This window comes from Streptomyces sp. Da 82-17 (assembly GCF_046098215.1).
Taxonomy (GTDB): Bacteria; Actinomycetota; Actinomycetes; order Streptomycetales; family Streptomycetaceae; genus Streptomyces.
In genome coordinates this window covers 129,858-149,320 of the sequence record NZ_JBJURH010000010.1, presented here as the reverse complement: position 1 = coordinate 149,320, position 19,463 = coordinate 129,858, and the positions used below count along the sequence as shown (strand labels likewise).

General features: G+C 72.0%; 15 protein-coding genes. 3 read left to right on the top strand and 12 right to left on the bottom strand.

Annotation, left to right across the window (positions count from 1 at the left end):
• Positions 1 to 5 precede the first annotated feature (5 nt).
• The 11 genes from ACIDOF_RS19375 to ACIDOF_RS19325 all read right to left on the bottom strand — a co-directional run bounded on the left by ACIDOF_RS19375 (position 6) and on the right by ACIDOF_RS19325 (position 15,545).
• On the bottom strand, positions 6 to 1,394 hold the full coding sequence (locus tag ACIDOF_RS19375; RefSeq protein WP_409007187.1) for a lysine N(6)-hydroxylase/L-ornithine N(5)-oxygenase family protein: 1,389 nt from the start codon (positions 1,392 to 1,394) through the stop codon (positions 6 to 8).
• The gene (locus ACIDOF_RS19370; protein WP_409007186.1) at positions 1,391 to 2,956 is read right to left on the bottom strand and encodes a pyridoxal phosphate-dependent decarboxylase family protein; all 1,566 of its coding nucleotides are present in this window, start codon (positions 2,954 to 2,956) and stop codon (positions 1,391 to 1,393) included. Before ACIDOF_RS19370 ends, ACIDOF_RS19375 begins: the two co-directional genes overlap by 4 nt.
• Positions 2,953 to 4,368: a diaminobutyrate--2-oxoglutarate transaminase family protein gene (locus tag ACIDOF_RS19365; protein ID WP_409007185.1), complete on the bottom strand. Its 1,416-nt coding sequence runs from the start codon at positions 4,366 to 4,368 to the stop codon at positions 2,953 to 2,955. The genes ACIDOF_RS19370 and ACIDOF_RS19365 overlap by 4 nt, the downstream gene beginning before the upstream one ends.
• Entirely contained in the window at positions 4,365 to 5,687 is a 1,323-nt protein-coding gene (locus ACIDOF_RS19360; protein ID WP_409007184.1) for a lysine N(6)-hydroxylase/L-ornithine N(5)-oxygenase family protein, read from the bottom strand. Before ACIDOF_RS19360 ends, ACIDOF_RS19365 begins: the two co-directional genes overlap by 4 nt.
• On the bottom strand, positions 5,671 to 7,128 hold the full coding sequence (locus ACIDOF_RS19355; protein WP_409007183.1) for a pyridoxal phosphate-dependent decarboxylase family protein: 1,458 nt from the start codon (positions 7,126 to 7,128) through the stop codon (positions 5,671 to 5,673). The genes ACIDOF_RS19360 and ACIDOF_RS19355 overlap by 17 nt, the downstream gene beginning before the upstream one ends.
• A gap of 405 nt (positions 7,129 to 7,533) precedes the next feature.
• On the bottom strand, positions 7,534 to 8,391 hold the full coding sequence (locus ACIDOF_RS19350; RefSeq protein WP_409007182.1) for a siderophore-interacting protein: 858 nt from the start codon (positions 8,389 to 8,391) through the stop codon (positions 7,534 to 7,536).
• A complete protein-coding gene (locus ACIDOF_RS19345; protein ID WP_409007181.1) occupies positions 8,388 to 9,419 on the bottom strand; it encodes an ABC transporter substrate-binding protein in 1,032 nt (343 codons plus the stop codon). The genes ACIDOF_RS19350 and ACIDOF_RS19345 overlap by 4 nt, the downstream gene beginning before the upstream one ends.
• Before the next feature lie 177 nt (positions 9,420 to 9,596).
• A complete protein-coding gene (locus tag ACIDOF_RS19340; protein ID WP_409007180.1) occupies positions 9,597 to 10,757 on the bottom strand; it encodes an acyl-CoA dehydrogenase family protein in 1,161 nt (386 codons plus the stop codon).
• Positions 10,758 to 10,762: 5 nt separating this feature from the next.
• Positions 10,763 to 11,830: a hydroxymethylglutaryl-CoA lyase gene (locus ACIDOF_RS19335; protein WP_409007179.1), complete on the bottom strand. Its 1,068-nt coding sequence runs from the start codon at positions 11,828 to 11,830 to the stop codon at positions 10,763 to 10,765.
• Positions 11,827 to 13,812 (bottom strand): acetyl-CoA carboxylase biotin carboxylase subunit, encoded by a 1,986-nt coding sequence (locus ACIDOF_RS19330; RefSeq protein ID WP_409007290.1) that lies wholly within the window; start codon positions 13,810 to 13,812, stop codon positions 11,827 to 11,829. The genes ACIDOF_RS19335 and ACIDOF_RS19330 overlap by 4 nt, the downstream gene beginning before the upstream one ends.
• A 101-nt stretch (positions 13,813 to 13,913) precedes the next feature.
• A complete protein-coding gene (locus ACIDOF_RS19325) occupies positions 13,914 to 15,545 on the bottom strand; it encodes a carboxyl transferase domain-containing protein (RefSeq protein ID WP_409007178.1) in 1,632 nt (543 codons plus the stop codon).
• A gap of 99 nt (positions 15,546 to 15,644) precedes the next feature.
• On the opposite strand from ACIDOF_RS19325, the gene ACIDOF_RS19320 reads away from it, so the two are divergent.
• From ACIDOF_RS19320 to ACIDOF_RS19310, 3 genes are all read left to right on the top strand, one after another.
• Entirely contained in the window at positions 15,645 to 16,256 is a 612-nt protein-coding gene (locus ACIDOF_RS19320; protein ID WP_409007177.1) for a TetR/AcrR family transcriptional regulator, read from the top strand.
• 193 nt (positions 16,257 to 16,449) lie between these two features.
• Positions 16,450 to 17,607, top strand: coding sequence for an acyl-CoA dehydrogenase family protein (locus ACIDOF_RS19315; protein ID WP_409007176.1), 1,158 nt, complete (start codon positions 16,450 to 16,452; stop codon positions 17,605 to 17,607).
• Positions 17,604 to 18,470, top strand: a complete 867-nt coding sequence (locus ACIDOF_RS19310; RefSeq protein ID WP_409007175.1) for an acyl-CoA thioesterase — start codon at positions 17,604 to 17,606, stop codon at positions 18,468 to 18,470. The genes ACIDOF_RS19315 and ACIDOF_RS19310 overlap by 4 nt, the downstream gene beginning before the upstream one ends.
• A gap of 99 nt (positions 18,471 to 18,569) precedes the next feature.
• Here ACIDOF_RS19310 and ACIDOF_RS19305 read toward each other — a convergent pair whose 3' ends face one another.
• A complete protein-coding gene (locus tag ACIDOF_RS19305; protein WP_409007174.1) occupies positions 18,570 to 19,355 on the bottom strand; it encodes a phosphatase in 786 nt (261 codons plus the stop codon).
• Positions 19,356 to 19,463 lie beyond the last annotated feature (108 nt).

The following is a 19,463-nucleotide window of genomic DNA, read 5'->3' as shown; positions in this document are numbered from 1 at the left end:
AAGGCTTACTTTGTGCGCAAGCCCTGACGCCCGTTCTGCCGCTCCGCCGGCGAACCCGAGGGCGCCAGGCCGAAGGTGGTGAACGCGGTCCGCTCCGGCAGCGGGTAAACGGCCTCGCCCGTCAGCGAGTTGAGGATCGACGCGGAGCGCCAGGCGGCCAGCCCCAGGTCCGGAGCGCCCACTCCGTGCGTGTGCCGCTCCGCGTTCTGCACGAACACCGAGCCGCCCACCGCGTCGTCGAGGACGAGCCGGTACTGCGCGTCGATCTCCGGCCGGCCCGAGCCGTCCCTGGCCAGATGCGGCAGAAGCGGGTCGATCAGACCGTCCACGGGACGCTCCGCGTACCCGGTCGCCGCCACCACCGCGTCCGTCATCAGATGACCCTCGGCGGCCTGTTGGGCGTGGCTCAGGTCGAGCCGGATCCGGCCGCCGCTGCGCTCCGCCGCGTCCACGGAGACGCCGGGGGTGAGCGCGGCGTCCGGCCAGCCGCCGTCCAGGGTGCGCAGATACAGCTCGTCGTGGATCTCGCCGAGCGTGTCCCCGCTGACGCCCTTGTGCAACTGCCACTGGCGCGGCATGAGTTCGTCCCGTACGGGCTCGGTCAGGCCGTGGAAGTAGCGCGTGTAGTCGGGCGTGAACTGCTCCAGGCCCAGCTTGCTGTACTCCATCGGCGCGAACGCCTCGGTGCGCGCCAGCCACGTCAGGCCCTCGCGCCCCTGCGGTCGGCGGCGCAGCAGGTCGAGGAAGACCTCCGCGCCCGACTGGCCCGAGCCGACCACCGTGACGTGCTCGGCGTTCAGCAACTCCGGCCGCCGCTCCAGGTATTCGGCCGAGTGCCACACCGGCGCCGCCGGGTCGTCGGCGAGGGCGCGCAGGGCCTGCGGCACGCTGGGCGCGGTGCCCACGCCGAGGGCGAGGTGGCGGGCGAAGTAGCGGCCCACGCCCTCCGCGCCGCCGTTCTCGTCGAGCCGCGTGAAGCCCACCTCGAACGCGCCGCGGGCCTCGTCCCAGCGGACTGTGTCCACCTGGTGCCCGAACCGGCAGGACGCCAACTGCCCGCTGACCCAACGGCAGTACGCGTCGTACTCGGCCCGCTGGATGTGGAACTTCTCCGCGAAGTAGAACGGGAAGAGCCGCTCCCGGGTCTTGATGTAGTTCAGGAACGACCAGGGGCTGGTCGGCTCGACCAGGCTCACCAGGTCGGCGAGGAACGGCACTTGGAGCGTGGCGCCCTCGATGAGCAGGCCCGGGTGCCAGTGGAACGCGGTGCGCTGCTCCAGGAACGCGGTGCGCAGACCCGGCACGCCGTCGGCGAGCGCGGCGAGCGACAGGTTGAACGGGCCTATGCCCACGCCGACGAGGTCGAAGGTCTCTTCTTGGGGTGCGGTGCTCACTGGGGGACTCCCTGGGTGCGGGTCCTGAGGCGGTCGGTGGGCTGCGGCGGTACGGGGACGGGTTCCTGCGGGGCGGCCGTGCCGCTCTCCTCGGCCGCGCAGTGGGCGACCAGCTTGAGCAGCGCCGCCAGGTCGACGGCCCCCGTCCGCGGGTGCAGAAGCGTGGCCTTGAGCCACAACTTCCGTTCCCCCGTGTCGGTTTCGGGGTCCTCGGCGACGGCCCGGCCGACCACGCCGCGCCCGTCGTCGAGCAGGCGCCGCCGTACCGCCGCGACCAGGGCGTCGCCCTCGGCGGCGGGCAGCGCGTCGGCGGCGCGCGGGCGGAACAGGACCGTGCTGATGCCGGGCTCGCCGGCCCGCACCCGCAGCTCCGGGTGCGCCTCGACGGCCGCGGCGAAGTCCTGTGCGGTCCGTACGCAGTGCTCGACCAGGTCGCCCAGGCCCTTGCGGCCGAGGGCGCGCAGCGTCACCGCGATCTTCAGGGCGTCGGGGCGGCGCGAGGTGCGGATCGACCGGCCGAGCCAGTCGGGCAGGCCCGCCTCGGTGTCGTCGTCCGCGTTCAAGTAGTCGGCCTGGAAGGAGAGATGGCCGACGTGGGCCTCGTCCCGTACGGCGAGGATGCCCGCCGCGACCGGCTGCCAGCCCAGCTTGTGCAGGTCGAACGTGACCGACACGGCCCGCTCGATGCCCGTGAGCCGGGGCGCGAGCGCGTCGCTGAACAGCAGCGGACCGCCGTACGCGGCGTCCACGTGCAGCTCCGCGCCGTGGCGCTGCGCCACGTCGGCGAGCTCGGGCAGCGGGTCGATCAGGCCCTCGTCGGTGGTGCCCGCGGTGGCGACCACGAGCACCGGCATCCCGGCGTACGCGCCGAGCACCCGGTCCAGGGCGCGCGGGTCCATCCGGCCCGCCGGGCAGTCCACGACCGCCGGGGTCGGCAGGCCCAGCATCCAGGCGGCGCGCTGCACACTGTGGTGCGCGTTGGCCCCGCACACCACCTGCACGGTGCGCTCGCCCGCGGCCCTGGCCCGCTCCCGGGCGAGCAGCAGCGCCACCAGGTTGGACTCGGTGCCGCCGCTGGTGATCAGGGCGTCCGGTGTCTCCTCCGGGCCCGGATAGACCAGCCGGGCAAGGGACTTGGTGACCTCTTCCTCCAGCACGCCGGCCGCCGGGGCCTGGTCCCAGGAGTCCATCGACGGGTTCAGCGCCGACGCCGCCAGGTCCGCCGCGGCGGCCACGGCCAGCGGCGGGCAGTGCAGATGCGCCACACAGTGCGGGTCGGACGGGTCGGCGGCGCCGCGCGCCACGGCCTGCACGAGCCCGCGCAGCGCGTCCTCGGCCCCGACGCCCTCGGCGGGCAGCAGCGGCGAGCAGGCCGCGCGGACGTCGGCGGCGACCGTGTCCGGGCCGCCGGCCGGCAGCGGGCCGCCCCGCTCGACCGCGCCGTCGGCGAGCGCGTCGAGCACGACGTCCGTCAACTGCCGCAGCGCGGCGGGCCCTTCGGTGGACCCGGCGACGCTCGCGGGGTTCACGGGGGTCTGCGGTTCGGTGGTGTGCTCGTTCACTCGGCACGCTCCGCGTCGCGCAGGGCGGCGGCGATCCGCTCCAGGACCGAGTCGAGCTCGGCGTCCGTGATCACCAGCGGCGGCAGCAGCCTGAGCACGCTGTCCGAGCGGCCGCCCAGCTCCAGCATCAGCCCCTGCCGCAGGCAGGCCGCGCGCAGCCGGCGGGCGAAGGCGGGGTCGGCGGGCCGGGAGCCGATCCGGTCCGGCGCGGCGTCCGGGTCGACCAGCTCCACGCCGTTCATCAGCCCACGCCCTCGTACGTCACCGAACTGCGGGTGTTCCTCGGCCAGTTGACGCAGGCCGTGGCGGAGGCGTTCCCCGAGCTTCGCGGCCCGCTCGGGCAGCTGCTGCTCGGCGACCGTGCGCAGGGTGACCCGGCCGGCCGTCATCGCGAGGGTGTTGCCGCGGAACGTGCCGGTGTGGTCGCCGGGCAGCCACTGGTCGAGCTCGGGCCGGTAGGCGAGGACCGCGAGCGGCAGGCCGCCGCCGACCGCCTTCGACATGACGAGCACGTCGGGGGTGACCCCGGCCCGCTCGCAGGCCCAGAAGTGCCCGGTGCGGCCCACGCCGGTCTGCACCTCGTCGACGATCAGGACGATGCCGCGCTCCGCGGTGATCCGGCGGACCTCCCGCAGCCACGCGTCCGGGCCCTCGATGACGCCGCCCTCGCCCTGGACGACCTCCAGGATCACCGCGGCGGGCTCGGTCAGACCGCTGCTCGGGTCGGTCAGGAAGTTCTCCAGGAGCCGCGCCGACAGCTCCCCGGACTGCGGTGCGCCGACCCCGAACGGGCAGCGGTACGCGTACGGGAACGGGATCCGCGTCACCGGCAGCGCGTCCGCGCCGACCGTGGAGCGCATCCGCGCGGGCCCGGACACGGCCGAGGCGCCGACGGTCATGCCGTGGTAGGCGCCGCTGAACGCGACCACGCCGCGCCGCCCGGTCGCCGCCTGCGCCAGCTTGATCGCGGCCTCCACGGCGTCCGTGCCGGCCGGGCCGCAGAAGTGCAGCCGCGCCTCGTCGCGAAGGCCGCCGGGCAGCCGGGACAGCAACTCGTCGGAGAACGCGTCCTTCTGCGGCGTGATCATGTCGAGCGCGTGCAGCGGAACACCGGAGTCCAGGTCGGCCCGGAGCGCCGCCACCACGTCGGGGTGGTTGTGCCCGAGCGCCAGCGTCCCGGCGCCGGACAGGCAGTCGATGTACGTACGGCCGTCGGCGCCCGTGACCTGCGCGCCGAGCGCGCGCACCGGGGCGACCGGCAGCGTGCGGGCGTAGGTGCGGGCGGCGGACTCGCGGCGCTCCTGCCGGGTGAGCAGCTGGTCGAGCAGCTCGGGGGACGTGTCCTCGTGGGACGTGCCCCGGTCGGGAGTGCCCGTGGGGGAGGTGACCTCGTAGGGGGTGTCGAGGCTCATGAGACGGTGCCCTTCGGTGCCGCGAACTCCTGGAAGGCGATGGCCTTCTCGACCGGGTAGGCCTCGCGGCCCAGGAGCTCGGCGATGATGTACGAGTTGCGGTAGGCGCCCATGCCCAGGTCGGGGCTGGTGATGGAGTGCGTGTGCACGCCCGCGTTCTGCAGGAACACGCCGCGCCCGGTGGTGTCGATGCTGTAGTTCCGCGCCACGTCGAAGCGGCCCTGGCCGTCGAAGCACAGCCGCTCGCGTATCGGGTCGAGGAACTCCGGCACCCGGTAGCGGTAGCCGGTCGCGAGGATCAGGCCCTCGGTGCGCAGCCGGAAGTCCTCGCCCTGCTCCTCCTGGCGCAGGCCGAGCAGGTACTCGCCGTTCTCGTAAGTCGCCGTTTCGAGCGCGGTGTTGGTCAGCAGGCGGGTCGGGACGGGGCCCTTGACGTTCTTCTCGTAGAGCAGGTCGAAGATCGTGTCGATGAGGTCCCCGTCGATGCCCTTGAACAGGCCCTTCTGGCCGCGCTCCAGGCGGTAGCGGGTCTCCTCGGGCAGCGCGCGGAAGTAGTCGATGTACTCCGGGGAGGTCATCTCGAGCGTCAGCTTGGTGTATTCGAGCGGGAAGAACCGCGGGGAGCGCGTCACCCAGTTGAGGCGGTAGCCGTACTCGTCGATGGAGCCGAGCAGGTCGAGGTAGATCTCGGCGGCGCTCTGCCCGCTGCCGACCAGGGTGATCGACTTCTTCTTCACCAGCTCCTGCTTGGCGTGCAGGTAGCGGGAGTTGTGGATGAAGTCCCCGCCGAGCCCCTCGCAGGCCTCCGGCACGTACGGCGGGGTGCCGGTGCCGAGGACGAGGTGCCGGGTGCGGAAGACGTCCCCGGCGGAGGTGCGGACGACGTACAGCGCGTCCGCGTCCTCGTACGACACCTCCGTGACCGTCGTGCTGAAGCGGACGGACGTCAGCTGGGCGGCGGCCCAGCGGCAGTAGTCGTTGTACTCGGTGCGCAGCGGATAGAAGTTCTCGCGGATGTAGAACGAGTACAACCGCCCCGATTCCTTCAGGTACTTGAGGAAGGAGTACGGCGAGGTCGGATCGGCCAGGGTGACCAGGTCCGACATGAACGGCGTCTGCAGGTGCGCGCCCTCCAGGAACATCCCGGAGTGCCAGTCGAAGTCCGGCTTGGAGTCGAGGAACAGGGCGTTCAGCTCGTCGAGCGGCTCGGTCAGACAGGCCAGGCCCAGGTTGAAGGGGCCGAGGCCGATACCGATCAGGTCGTACGGCTCGCGGTTCTCACGAGGCGTCTCGTGGGGCGTCTCACGAGGCTCGGACAAGGGAGTCTCCCAGATACTGCTCGGCGTGGCCCGCGATCAGATCGAGGACTGCGGCGATGTCGGCGGTGGTGGTCTCGGGGTTGAGGAGGGTGAACTTCAGGTAGTGCCGCCCGCCCGCCTTGGTCCCGGCGACGATCGCGTCCCCGGAGGCGAACAGGGCTTTACGGGCATGCAGGTTGGCGCGGTCGATCTCGGCCGGGTCGGTGATGTCCTGCGGGATGTAGCGGAAGACCAGCGTGGACAGCTGGGGCTCCACGACGACGTCGTAGCGCGGGTCGAGGGCGAGCAGCCGCCAGCCGTCCGCGGCGAGGTCGCACACCTCGTCGAAGAGCTGCCCGATGCCGTCGGCGCCCATGATCCGCAGCGTCAGCCACAGCTTCAGCGCGTCGAACCGGCGGGTGGTCTGCAGCGACTTGTCCACCTGGTTCGGTATCCGCTCGGCGACGGTCCGCCGCGGGTTCAGATAGTCCGCGTGGTACGTGGCGTGCCGCAGCGTCTCCCGGTCGCGGACCAGGACGGCGGACGAACTCACCGGCTGGAAGAAGGACTTGTGGTAGTCGACGGTGACGGAGTCGGCCCGCTCGATACCGTCGAGCAGGTGCCGGTTCTTGAGCGACACCAGCAGCCCGCAGCCGTACGCGGCGTCCACGTGCAGCCAGGTGTCGTGCCGGTCGGCCAGCTCGGCGATCTCCGCCAGCGGGTCGATGGAGCCGAAGTCGGTGGTGCCGGCGGTGGCGACGATCGCCATCGGCGTGAAGCCGTCGCGGGCGCACTTCTCCAGCTCGTGGGCGAGGGCGACGGTCCGCATCCGCTTGTTGCGGTCGCAGGGCACGGCCACCACGGCGTCGGCGGGCAGGCCGAGCAGCTTCGCGGACTTCTGCACGCTGAAGTGGCTGCACTCCGAGGCGAACACCCGCAGTTTCGCCGGGTCGTCGGTCTTGCACTCCTCCCGGGCGAGCAGCAGCGCCTCCAGGTTGGACTGCGTGCCGCCGCTGGTGAACACCCCGTCGGCGGCCGGGCCGAGCCCGATGCGCCGGGCGGTCCAGTCGATCAGCCGGCGCTCGATCAGTGTGCCGCCGGCCGACTGGTCCCAGGTGTCGAGCGAGGAGTTGACGGCGCTGAGCACGGCCTCGCCGAGCACCGCGGGGATCACGACGGGGCAGTTGAGGTGGGCGAGGTAGCGCGGGTGGTGGAAGTAGACGGCGTCGCGCAGGTAGGTCTCTTCCAGCTCGTCCAGAGCGGCGGACGGGTCGTGCAGCGGGCGGTCCAGGTCCACGGCGTCGATGGTGGGGGCGAGCGCCTCCGGGGTGATCCCGGTGAACGGACCCTCGACTGTGGAGAGTCGGGTCGCGACACGGTCGGCGCCTTCGGCGATGCAGCGGCGGTAGGCCTCCGCGTTCAGGCCGTTGAGCAGATGAGACCTGGGCGCGAGGAGACTCATGAACGGTCCTCCCAAAAGGGGACGTTGGGCCATGCCCGTACGGGCGGGCACGGCTCGAGGCAGTGGGCTTAGGTTAGCCTAACCTTAAGTCGCTTCTCCACGGCAGGGTCATAGCGTCACTCCGCCACCGGGGGGCGCGCCAGGGGCGCTCGGGCGCACGTAAGGGGCGTTCCGGCCAGGGGATTTGCCGAGGGCAACTGCACTTTCCGCGCACCCGTGCGGGGTCATGACGATGCCCCCGCACGGACCGTCGTACGGGGGGCATCGAGTTGGGGGGATCTTCTGTTTCTGGGGGTGCGCCTTGCTTTTCAGGGGCGCGGGCCCGTGACACATGCGGCTGACGCCGCGGGGCGCGACCAGCCACGACGGCGAAGCAGCCGGGCGGAGGCAGTCAGGGGCAGACGCTCAGCCGGAACCCTCGGCCTCGGCACGCAGTCCGTCCTCCGACAACCCCAGCCGCCAGTACCCCGTGAAACTCACGGCCCGCCGATCGAACTCCCGCTCACGGACGAGATGCCGACGCAGCGACTTGACGGTCCCGGCCTCCCCGGCGATCCACGCGTACGGCCGGGACTCGGGCAGGGAGGCGGCCCGGACCGCCTCGACGGTCCGCTCGGTCCGGTGCGCCCCGGACGCCTCCGTGACCTCGCGCACCAGCCATGTGATGTCCGCGTCGGCGGCCGTCCGCAGCTCCAGCCGGTCGTCGGCGCACGGCACTTCGAGCCACGCCTTCACGCGCAGGCCCGCCGGCAGCGACTCCAGGATCGACGCCGCGGCGGGCAGCGCCGTCTCGTCGGCCCACATCAGCAGCCACTCGGCGTCCTCGGGGAGCCGGAACCGGATGCCGTTGTTGTCCGGGCCCGTGGGGCCGAGCACCGCGACCCGGTCGCCCGGCTCGGCCCGCTCCGCCCACACGCACGCCGGACCGCCGTCCGGATGCACCGCAAAGTCGATGTCCAACTCCTCGACGGGCGTACGGCGTTGCTCCCGCGCGGTGTACGAGCGCATCACCGCACGCGTGTCGTCCGGCATCGCCCGGTACGCCGCGTACCAGCCCGCCGGGTCGCCGTCGGCCGGCGGCAGCAGCGGCTCGGACTGGCCGGGCCGCGGCAGGAACAGCGACAGGCTCTGGTCGAGGCCGCCGGAGTCGAACTCGGCGAGCTCGGGCCCGGTGAAGGTCACCCGCACGAGCGACGGCGACAGCCGCGCCACCCGCTCGACCTCCAGCCGGAACAGCCGGAACGGCGCCTGGGCGCCGGTCACTTGGCGACCTTCTTCGCGCCCTCGATGGCCTTCGCGAGGTCTTCGAGGATCGGCGCGCACTTGTCGTACGAGTAGATGGGCTCGGTGACGCGGGGGACGACCTGGCCGGCCTGTACGGCGGGCAGCTTCTTCCACGTCGGCTTCGACTTGTCGAGGTCGGCGGGCTGGATGGCCGACGTGCGGTTGTCCATCATGATGACGTCCGCGCCGTACTTGTCGACGTTCTCCCAGCTGAGCTCCTCGAAGAAGCCCTGCGCGTTCACCTTCGGCTTGACGAACTTCACGCCGAGCTCTTCGAAGTAGCGGGTGTCGGCGGCGGTTTCGGCCAGCGTGACGTAGAAGAGGTCGGCGCTGGCCGAACCGATCAGGACCTTGATCTCGGGCCGGGACTTGGATGCCTTGCGCAGGCGCTCGGCGGCCTTCTCGAAGCGGGCCTTCGCGTCGGTGACCTTCTTCGCCTTCAGGTCGGCGCCGAGCGACTCGGCCAGGTCGGCGCGGCGCTGCAGGGCCTTGGGCATCGTGGTCTCGGCGGCCCACAGAGCGACGCTGGGGGCGAGCTTCAGGATCTTGTCCTTGGACTCGTCCGGCACGTACCAGAGGGCGTCCTTCAGCCACATGTCGGTGACCAGCAACTCGGGCGCGAGCGCCGCGTACTTCTCGACGTTGAACTGGCCCCACTCGTTGCCGAGGATCTCCAGCTTGCTGATGTCCATGTCGCCGGCCTGGACGTCGGGCTTGCCGCCCTTGCCCTTGGTCGGGCCGAAGACGCCCTTGACCTCGATGCCGTAGTCGTACAGGGCGGCCGCGGTGCCGGTGAACGCCACGATGTTCTTCGGCTTCGCGTCCGCCTTCACGGTCTTGCCGCGGTCGTCCTTGAACGACCAGGGACCCTTCTCCCCGCTCCCGGCCGCCGAGCCGCCGCCCGCCTCTTTGCCGCCGCAGGCGGTGAGGAAGACGCCGAGTGACGCCACACCGCCTGCGGCGAGAAGACTGCGACGGGAGGGGCGGACGGCTCGGGACTTGGGCATGGGGAAGTCTGCTTTCGTGGCGGGAAACGCGTCTTAGGTTAACCTAACCTAAGCTGAGTCTGGCGGAGAGGCCAGCCCCGGTTTTTTAGGGGCGCGGGGAGCTGCGCGACCAGCCACGACGGCGAAGCAGACGAAAAGCGAGCGGGACCGGGCTGCGGCCCGGTGGGGGCCTGGGGCTCAACCAGTGAGCCCCAACTCCCGAGCGATCAGCATCCGCTGCACCTCACTCGTCCCCTCCCCGATCTCCAGAATCTTGGAGTCGCGCCACATCCTCGCCACGGGGAACTCGTTCATGAACCCGTACCCGCCATGGATCTGCGTGGCCTCCCGCGCGTTGTCGACCGCGATCGTCGACGAGTGCAGCTTCGCAAGCGCCGCCTCCTTCTTGAACGGCTCCCCGCGCACGAGCCGCGAGGCCGCGTCCCGCCAGGCGAGCCGTGACGTGTACGCCTTCATCTCCATGTCGGCCAGCTTGAACTGGATCGCCTGGTTGTCCCCGATGGGCCGCCCGAAGGCCCGCCGCTCCTTCGCGTACGCCACCGACTCGTCCACGCAGCCCTGCGCGAGTCCCGTCGCGAGCGCGGCGATCGCGATCCGGCCCTCGTCCAGGATCCGCAGGAACTGCGCGTACCCGCGGCCCTCCTCGCCGAGCAGGTTCGCCACCGGAACGCGCACGTCGGCGAAGGACAGCTCCCGGGTGTCCGAGGCGTTCCAGCCCACCTTCGAGTACGGCGCCGCCACCGTGAAGCCCGGCGTGCCCGACGGCACGATGATCGACGAGATCAGCGGCCTGCCGTCGTCGGTGCGCCCGGTCACGGCGGTGACCGTCACCAGACCCGTGATGTCCGTACCGGAGTTGGTGATGAAGCACTTCGTGCCGTTGATCACCCACTCGTCGCCGTCCCGCACCGCCGTCGTCCGCGTGCCGCCCGCGTCCGAGCCGCACTCCGGTTCCGTCAGGCCGAACGCGCCGAGCAGCTCGCCCGAGCACATCCGCGGCAGCCACTCCCGCTTCTGCTCCTCGGTGCCGAAGCGGAACACCGGCATCGCGCCGAGCGACACCCCGGCCTCCAGGGTGATCGCCACCGAGGAGTCGACCCGCGCCAGCTCCTCCAGGGCGATGCCGAGGGCGAGATAGTCCCCGCCCATGCCGCCGTACTCCTCGGGGAACGGCAGCCCGAACAGGCCCATCCGCCCCATCTCACGGACGATCTCGTACGGGAATTCGTGCCGCTCGTAGAAATCGCCGATCTTGGGCGCGACCACGTCGTGGGCGAACTCCTCGACGGTGCGCCGGAGTTCCTCGTGCTCGGCGGAGAGCCGGTGGTCCAGGGACATCGTGGTCACTCCTCGTTCTCAGGGGCGGCCTTGTGGGCCTCGGAGGTCTGCTGCTGTCGTCCGGCGGCCCGGAGGGGTGACTCCGGCTGGTCCGCCGCGGCCCCCGCGAGGGCCCGGACGGTGCGGGACGGGCTCGGTCGGCCCAGATGCCCCGCGAGCCACACGCTGGTGGCGGTGAGTGCGGCGAGGTCGACCCCGGTCTCGATGCCGAGGCCGTGCAGCATCCACACCAGGTCCTCGGTGGCGAGGTTCCCGGTGGCGCTCTTCGCGTACGGGCAGCCGCCGAGCCCGCCCGCCGACGCGTCCACCGTGGTCACGCCGTGCCGCAGCGCGGCCAGGGTGTTGGACAGCGCCTGGCCGTACGTGTCGTGGAAGTGCACGCCGATCATGTCCGCGCCGACGCCGGTCTCGGCGAGCCCGGTCAGCAGGGCGTCGACATGGCCCGGCGTCGCCACGCCGATGGTGTCGCCGAGGCTCAGCTCGTCACAGCCGAGCTCCGTCAACTCCTTGGCCACGCGCACCACTTGGCCGATCGGCACCGGGCCTTCCCAGGGGTCGCCGAAGCACATCGACAGATAGCCGCGGACATGCACGCCGGCGTCCTTCGCCCGCGCCACGACCGGCTCGAACATCGCCAGCGACTCGGCCACCGTGCGGTTGAGGTTGCGCCGCGCGAAGGTCTCCGTGGCGGAACCGAAAACGGCGATGCGGCGGGCGCCCAGCGCCAGGGCCCGGTCGAGGCCGCGCTCGTTCGGCACAAGGACCGGCAGGTGGACGCCCTCGATGTCCTGGAGCTGCGGGAACAGCTCCTCGGCGTCGGCGAGTTGGGGCACCCACTTGGGGTGCACGAAACTCGTCGCCTCGACCGTGCTGAGCCCGGCCGCGGCCAGCCGGTGCACGAACTCCGCCTTGACGGCCGTCGGCACCGTCGCCTTCTCGTTCTGCAGCCCGTCCCGCGCGCCCACCTCATGGATCCGCACCCGCGCGGGAAGCCCGGGGGAGGGGACGGTCATGGGAAGGGCCGAGGGGCCGGGGTGGCCGGCCTCGGGGGCGGTCGTGCGCTCGGAGGTCATCGTCCCGCCTCCTCGCCCGTCGAGCTCGGGCCGGCTGCCGCGTCCTCGCCCGGCTCCTCGTCCGGGGCGACTACCGCGAGCACCTGGTCCATGGCGACCGTCGTACCGGGCGTGACGTCCAACTCGGTGACCGTGCCCGCGTGCGGGGCCGAGATGACGTGCTCCATCTTCATCGCCTCGACCACCAACAGGCTCTGCCCGGCGGCCACTTGGTCACCCACGGCCACCTTCACGACCGTGACCGTGCCGGGCATCGGGGCCGTCATCGCGTCCACCCCGGCGTGCGCCGCCCCGGTGAGCGACGCCGCCACCCGGTCGTACGACTGCACATGCCAGGCGTCGCCGTCCCGGCCCAGCCACTCGCCCGCGCGGTGGAAGGAGTGCGTGACGCCGTCCAGCGTGACCGTCACCCGGTCCTGGGCGACGCGGGCGCCCTCGTCGCTCACCGCGCGGGTGACCGGCTCCAGGCCCGGCACGCGCAGGTCGAAGCCGAGCGGGGCGGGCGTGCCCCCGAGCCGCCAGCCGGACGGCACCGAGAACGGGTCGACCCAGCCGCCGCCGCGCGGGGCCAGCTCCTCCCGGCGCACGGCGGCCGCCGCCTCGTACACCTCGTCCGGCACCTGCGAATCGACCAGCTCGTCCGCGACCCGCTCGACCAGGCCCGTGTCCAACTCCCCTGCCACCACGGCCGGGTGGGCCAGGAGGCGGCGCAGGAAGCCCGCGTTGGTCGGCACGCCGAGCGTGACCGTGCGGCCGAGGGCGGCGCGCAGGCGGCGCAGCGCGGTGGCCCGGTCCGGGCCGTACGCGATCACCTTGGAGAGCATCGGGTCGTAGAGGCTGCCGATCTCGGTGCCTTCGGTGAGGCCCGAGTCCGTCCGCACCCCGTCGCCCTGCGGTTCGTGCAGCGCCAGGACCGTGCCGCCCGAGGGCAGGAACCCGCGGGCCGGGTCCTCGGCGCAGATCCGCGCCTCCACGGCGTGCCCGCTGAGCGTGATCTCGTCCTGCCCGAACGGGAGTTGCTCGCCCGCGGCGACCCGCAGCTGCCACTCCACCAGGTCGATCCCGGTGATCAGCTCGGTGACCGGGTGCTCCACCTGGAGACGGGTGTTCATCTCCATGAAGTAGTACGCCGAGGGGTCGTCGCCCGGGACGATGAACTCCACCGTGCCCGCGCCGACATAGCCGCAGGAGCGGGCCGCCTGCACCGCGGCCTCGCCCATCGCCGCGCGCGTGGCCTCGTCGAGCAGGACGGAGGGGGCCTCCTCGATGATCTTCTGGTGGCGGCGCTGCAGGGAGCACTCGCGCTCGCCGAGATGCACCACGTTCCCGTGCCGGTCGGCGAGGACCTGGATCTCGATGTGCCGGGGCCGGTCCACCCAGCGCTCCACGAGCAGCGTGTCGTCCCCGAAGGAGGCGCGGGCCTCGCGGCGGGCCGAGGCGATCTCCTCCAGGAGCGCCGACTCCAGACGCGTGAGCCGCATGCCCTTGCCGCCGCCGCCCGCCGAGGGCTTGAACAGCACGGGCATGCCGATCTCCCGTGCCGCCGCGGCCAGTTCGGCGTCGCTGAGGCCCGAGCCCGAGGAGCCGGGGACCACCGGGACGCCGGCGGCGCGCACGGTCTCCTTGGCGCGGATCTTGTCGCCCATCAGGGAGATCGCGTCGGCGGGCGGGCCGATGAAGGTCAGCCCCGCCTCGGTGCAGGCCCGGGCGAAGCCGGCGTTCTCGGCGAGGAAGCCGTAGCCGGGGTGGACGGCCTGGGCGCCGGTGCGGACGGCCGCCTCCAGGAGCCGCTCCACCGACAGATAGCTCTCGGACGCGGCGGGCGGCCCGATGCGCACCGCCGTGTCCGCCTCGCGCACATGCCGGGCGTCCGCGTCCGCGTCGCTGAACACGGCCACCGAGCGCACCCCGAGCTCGCGCAGCGTGCGGATCACCCGGACCGCGATCTCGCCGCGGTTGGCGACGAGCACCGTGTCGAACATCGGCGCCGCGGGCGCGGGCACGGATCCGAGGGCCTGGGGCGTCGAGGCCGAGGTCGAAGCCGAGGGAGCCGAGGAAGTCGTGGGCGTGGAAGTCATGGTCCTCACATCCGGAAGACGCCGAAGCCGGGCGCCGCGTCGCTCTTCTCGGGCAGGGGGGCGTTGGCGCAGGCCGTCAGGGCGAGCCCGAGCACCTGGCGGGTCTCCAACGGGTCGATCACGCCGTCGTCCCAGAGGCGGGCCGTCGCGTAGTAGGCGTTGCCCTGTGTCTCGTACTGGGCGCGGATCGGGTCCTTGAAGGACTCCTCGTCCTCGGCGGGCCAGCTCTCGCCGCGGGCCTCCAGCTGGTCCCGCTTGACCGTCGCGAGCACCGACGCCGCCTGCTCGCCGCCCATCACGGAGATCTTGGCGCTCGGCCACATCCACAGGAACCGCGGGGAATAGGCCCGGCCGCACATCGAGTAGTTGCCCGCGCCGTACGAACCGCCGATGACGACCGTCAGCTTCGGCACGCGCGTGGTGGCCACCGCCGTGACCATCTTGGCGCCGTGCTTGGCGATGCCGCCCGCCTCGTAGTCCTTGCCGACCATGAAGCCCGAGATGTTCTGCAGGAACAGCAGCGGGATGCCGCGCTGGTCGCACAGCTCGATGAAGTGCGCGCCCTTCTGGGCGGATTCGGAGAACAGGATGCCGTTGTTGGCGACGATCCCGACCGGGTGGCCGTGGATCCGGGCGAAGCCGGTGACCAGCGTCGTCCCGTACTCCGCCTTGAACTCCTGGAAGCGGGAGCCGTCCACCACGCGCGCGATGACCTCCCGGACGTCGTACGGCGTGCGCGAGTCGACCGGCACCGCGCCGTACAGGCCGTACGGATCGACCTTCGGCTCCTCCGGGGCCGTCACCGTCCAGGGGAGCTCGGCGCGCGCGGGGAGCGTCGCCGCGATGTTCCGCACGATGCGCAGCGCGTGCGCGTCGTCCTCCGCCAGGTGGTCCGTCACGCCGGAGACGCGCGAGTGCACCTCGCCGCCGCCCAGCTCCTCGGCGGTCACCACCTCGCCGGTGGCCGCCTTCACCAGGGGCGGGCCGCCCAGGAAGATCGTGCCCTGGCCGCGCACGATCACCGCTTCGTCGCTCATCGCCGGGACATAGGCGCCGCCCGCCGTGCACGAGCCGAGGACCGCGGCGATCTGCGGGATGCCCCTGCCGGACATCTGCGCCTGGTTGTAGAAGATCCGCCCGAAGTGCTCGCGGTCCGGGAACACCTCGTCCTGCATCGGCAGGAAGGCGCCGCCCGAGTCCACGAGGTAGATGCAGGGGAGGCGGTTCTCCAGCGCCACCGCCTGCGCGCGGAGGTGCTTCTTGACCGTCATCGGGTAGTACGTGCCGCCCTTGACCGTGGCGTCGTTGGCCACGATCACGCACTCGCGGCCCGAGACGCGGCCGATGCCGGCGATCACTCCGGCCGCGGGGGCGTCCCCGCCGTACATCCCGTCCGCCGCCAGCGGGGCCAGCTCCAGGAACGGGGAGCCGGGGTCGAGCAGTGTGTCCACGCGGTCCCGGGGGAGCAGCTTTCCGCGCGCCACGTGCCGGGCGCGCGCCTTCTCGCCGCCGCCCGCCTCGGCCCGCGCGAGCTTCTCGCGCAGCTCCTCGACGAGCGCGCGATGTGCCGCCTCGTTGGCCCGCCAGGCCTCCGACGCGGGATCCGCCCCGCTCGTCAGCTCCGGTGCCTGCTGCATCGCCTGAGCCCCCTTGCCCGTACGACGTACGACGTTAATGACCGTTAACCCGTGTCCACCAGGTTAACGACCGCTAACCGCCCTGTCTAGAATGAATCCATGAGCGCCACCAGCGCGGCCCCGACGCGCCGCGAGCAGATCCTCAAGGAGGCCGCCCGCCTCTTCGCCGAGCGTGGGTTCCACGGCGTCGGCGTCGACGAGATAGGGGCCGCGGTGGGCATCAGCGGCCCCGGTCTCTACCGCCACTTCGCGGGCAAGGACGCGATGCTCGCCGAGCTCCTCGTCGGCATCAGCGGCCGCCTCCTGACCGGCGGGAAGCTGCGCGCGGCCGAGGCGCGGGAGAGCGGGGACGCGGCCGAGGTCCTGCTCGACTCCCTGATCGAGGGCCACATCGACTTCGCCCTCGACGACCGCCCGCTCATCACCCTGCACGACCGCGAGCTGGACCGGCTGCGCGACAGCGACCGCAAGCTGGTCCGCCAACTGCAGCGGCAGTACGTGGAGTTGTGGGTCGAGGTCGTGCGGGACGTCTACCCGAAGATGCTGGAGTCGGAGGCGCGCGCGACCGTGCACGCGGTCTTCGGTCTGCTCAACTCGACGCCGCACCTCAGCCGTCCGGGCCCGCTGCCCGGCCGCTCCGGCATGGCGAAGCTGCTGCACCGCCTGGCCAAGGGCGCCTTCGCCGCCGCGGCGTCCAACGGCGCTGGTTGAGTCACGGCCGCTCTCCACGCCAGGCCCAGGGTGTGAGCCGTTCCGCAGTTCGTCCGCTCTGGACAGCCTTGGAGACCCCCGAGTAACTTAAGTCTGAGCAAGCGCTTAGCCAGCGTGCCGTGGGCGTGCGCCGAAGCACTGTGCCGAGGCACCGCACCGCAGCGACCCGAGCCAGACGACCAGGAGGCCGACCGTGCGCCGTACCGTTTTCAATGAGGACCACGAGGCGTTCCGGGAGACCCTGCGCGCCTTCATCGAGACCGAGGTCGTCCCGGTCTACGACGAGTGGTTCGAGGCCGGCCAGGCGCCCCGCGACTTCTACTACAAGCTCGGCGAGCTGGGTGTCTTCGGCATCCGCGTGCCCGAGGAGTACGGCGGCGCGGGCATCGACTCGCACAAGTTCGAGGCCGTCATGTACGAGGAGACCGCCCGCGCCGGCGTCTCCTTCGGCGGCTCCGGCGTGCACGTGCTGCTCGGCCTGCCGTACATCCAGATGCTCGCCACCGACGAGCAGAAGAAGCGCTACCTGCCGAAGTTCGTCACCGGCGAGGAGATGTGGGCCCTCGCGATGACCGAGCCGGGCACCGGCTCCGATCTCGCGGGCATGAAGACCACCGCCAAGCTCTCCGAGGACGGCACGCACTACGTCCTCAACGGCGCCAAGACCTTCATCACCGGCGGCGTCCACGCCGACAAGGTCATCGTCTGCGCCCGCACGTCCGCGCCGACCGCCGAGGACCGCCGCTTCGGCATCTCGCTGTTCGCCGTCGACACCAAGGCCGAGGGCTACTCGGTGGGCCGCAAGCTGGACAAGCTCGGCCTGAAGACGTCCGACACCGCCGAGCTGGCCTTCGTCGACGTGAAGGTGCCCGTCGAGGACCTGCTCGGCGAGGAGAACAAGGGCTTCTACTACCTGGGCCAGAACCTGCCCTCCGAGCGCTGGGGCATCGCCTTCGGCGCGTACGCGCAGGCCAAGGCCGCCGTCCGGTTCGCCAAGGAGTACGTGCAGGACCGCACGGTCTTCGGCAAGACCGTCGCGTCCTTCCAGAACACCAAGTTCGAACTGGCCGCCTGCCAGGCCGAGGTGGACGCCGCCGAGGCCGTCGCCGACCGTGCCCTCGAGGCCCTGGACGCCGGTGAGCTGACGCCCGCCGAGGCCGCCTCCGCGAAGCTGTTCTGCACCGAGGTCGCGCACCGCGTCATCGACCGCTGCCTCCAGCTGCACGGCGGCTACGGCTTCATGAACGAGTACCCGATCGCCCGCCTGTACGCGGACAACCGCGTCAACCGCATCTACGGCGGCACCAACGAGGTCATGAAGATGATCATCGCGAAGGACATGGGTCTGTGACCCAGGCGCTCGACGCCCTGCTCGATCTGCTCGACCTGGAGCAGATCGAGCGGGACATCTTCCGGGGCAGCTCGCGTTCGGCGATCGTGCCCCGGGTGTTCGGCGGACAGGTCGCGGCCCAGGCCCTGATCGCCGCCGGGCGCACGGTGCCGGAAGGGCGCGCGGCGCACTCGCTGCACGCCTACTTCCTGCGCCCCGGCGACCCGGGCGCCCCGATCGTCTACACGGTCGACCGCATCCGCGACGGCCGGTCCTTCACCACGCGCCGCGTGGTGGCGGTCCAGCACGGCCAGCCGATCTTCCACCTCTCCTCGTCCTTCCAGGAGTACGAGGAGGGCCTGGAGCACCAGTTGGCGATGCCCGCGGCGCCCGACCCGGAGTCGCTGCCCACCGCCGCCGAGATGCTGCCCCGGCACCTCCCGGCCGAGGTGGCCGACCGTCTCCTGGAGGCCCGCGCGGCCGTCGACCTGCGGTACGTCGACACCCCGCCGTGGGGCAGCGTCGGCAGCCCTCGCCCGCCGCGCTCCCAGGTCTGGTTCCGCACCAACGGCAAGCTCGCCGACGACCCTCTGCTGCACGTCTGCCTGGCCACGTACGTCTCCGACATGACGCTGCTCGACTCGGTCCTGCTCGCCCACGGGCGCGGCGGCTGGGCGGTCGGCGACGTGGTGGGCGCCTCCCTCGACCACGCGATGTGGTTCCACCGCCCGTTCCGCGCGGACGAGTGGCTGCTGTACGACCAGGAGTCGCCGTCGGCCTCCGGCGGGCGCGGGCTCGGCCAGGCCGGGATCTACACGCAGGACGGGCGCCTGGCGATCTCCGTCATCCAGGAGGGCGTGGTGCGGGTGCCGCGCGGTGCCTGAACTCGGTTGTACGAGAACTGACATCTGTACGAGAACTGACATCGGCCTCCACGCGCGCGTGGAGGCCGATGTGGTTCACGCCGGGGTGAGCCCCTTTGGTCACGCCGGGCTGAGCCCGGCCGAGTCCAGCAGGTACGCCGTCATCGGGTCGTAGAAGCGCGGGTCGGTGACGTGGTCGTCGAGCGGGACGACCACCTGGACCGTGCCCTCGGCCTCGCCGATGAACAGCGCCGGGTCGTTGCAGTCCGCGTACCCGACCGCGTCCAGGCCGCGCTGGCCCGCGCAGCCCGCCCAGCCGTGGTCGGCGACGACCAGGTCGGGCTGGGGGCGGCCCTCGCGCTCCAGGCCGTCGAGGATCGCCTTCATCGGCTCGGGGGAGTGGGTGTGCCACAGCGTGGCGCCGCGCTCCAGGACCGCCACGTCGGCGAACTGGAAGACATAGCCCTCGTCGGCGGTGAGGCCGCCGGGGATCACCACGATCTCGCAGCCGGCCGCGCGCAGGGCCGCCGCCGTCGCGCGGTGCACGTCGAGCAGCCCGCCCGGGTGGCCGGTCGCGAACAGGACGGACTCCTTGCCCGCGGCGGCCTTGCGCAGCCGCGCCGCCATCCGCTCCAGGGCGTCGACCGTCAGCTCCGGGTCGATGGTGTCCTGGCCCGTGCGGTGCTCCGGGTCGTCGACCACGCCGCACCGCTCGGCCATCACCGCGAGCACGTCCTGCTCGTCGGTCCAGCGGTCGCCGAGCTCCAGGCCCAGCCAGTAGTAGCGGTCGCCGTTCGCCAGCTTGCGGTAGTGGGAGAGGTTGTTGTCGCGGGGTGTGGCGACGTCACCGGCGATACGGGTGCGGACGAGGTGGTCGACGAGTGCGGCACGGCTGGGTATCGGCATGACCCCCATTGTGCCGTCGGGAGGGCGCGGCCGGGCCCGTCGTCCTGAAGCCCGGACCGGCGCGGTGCAGCGAAAAACCGCACCTATAGGGGGCGGAAATCGCCACCT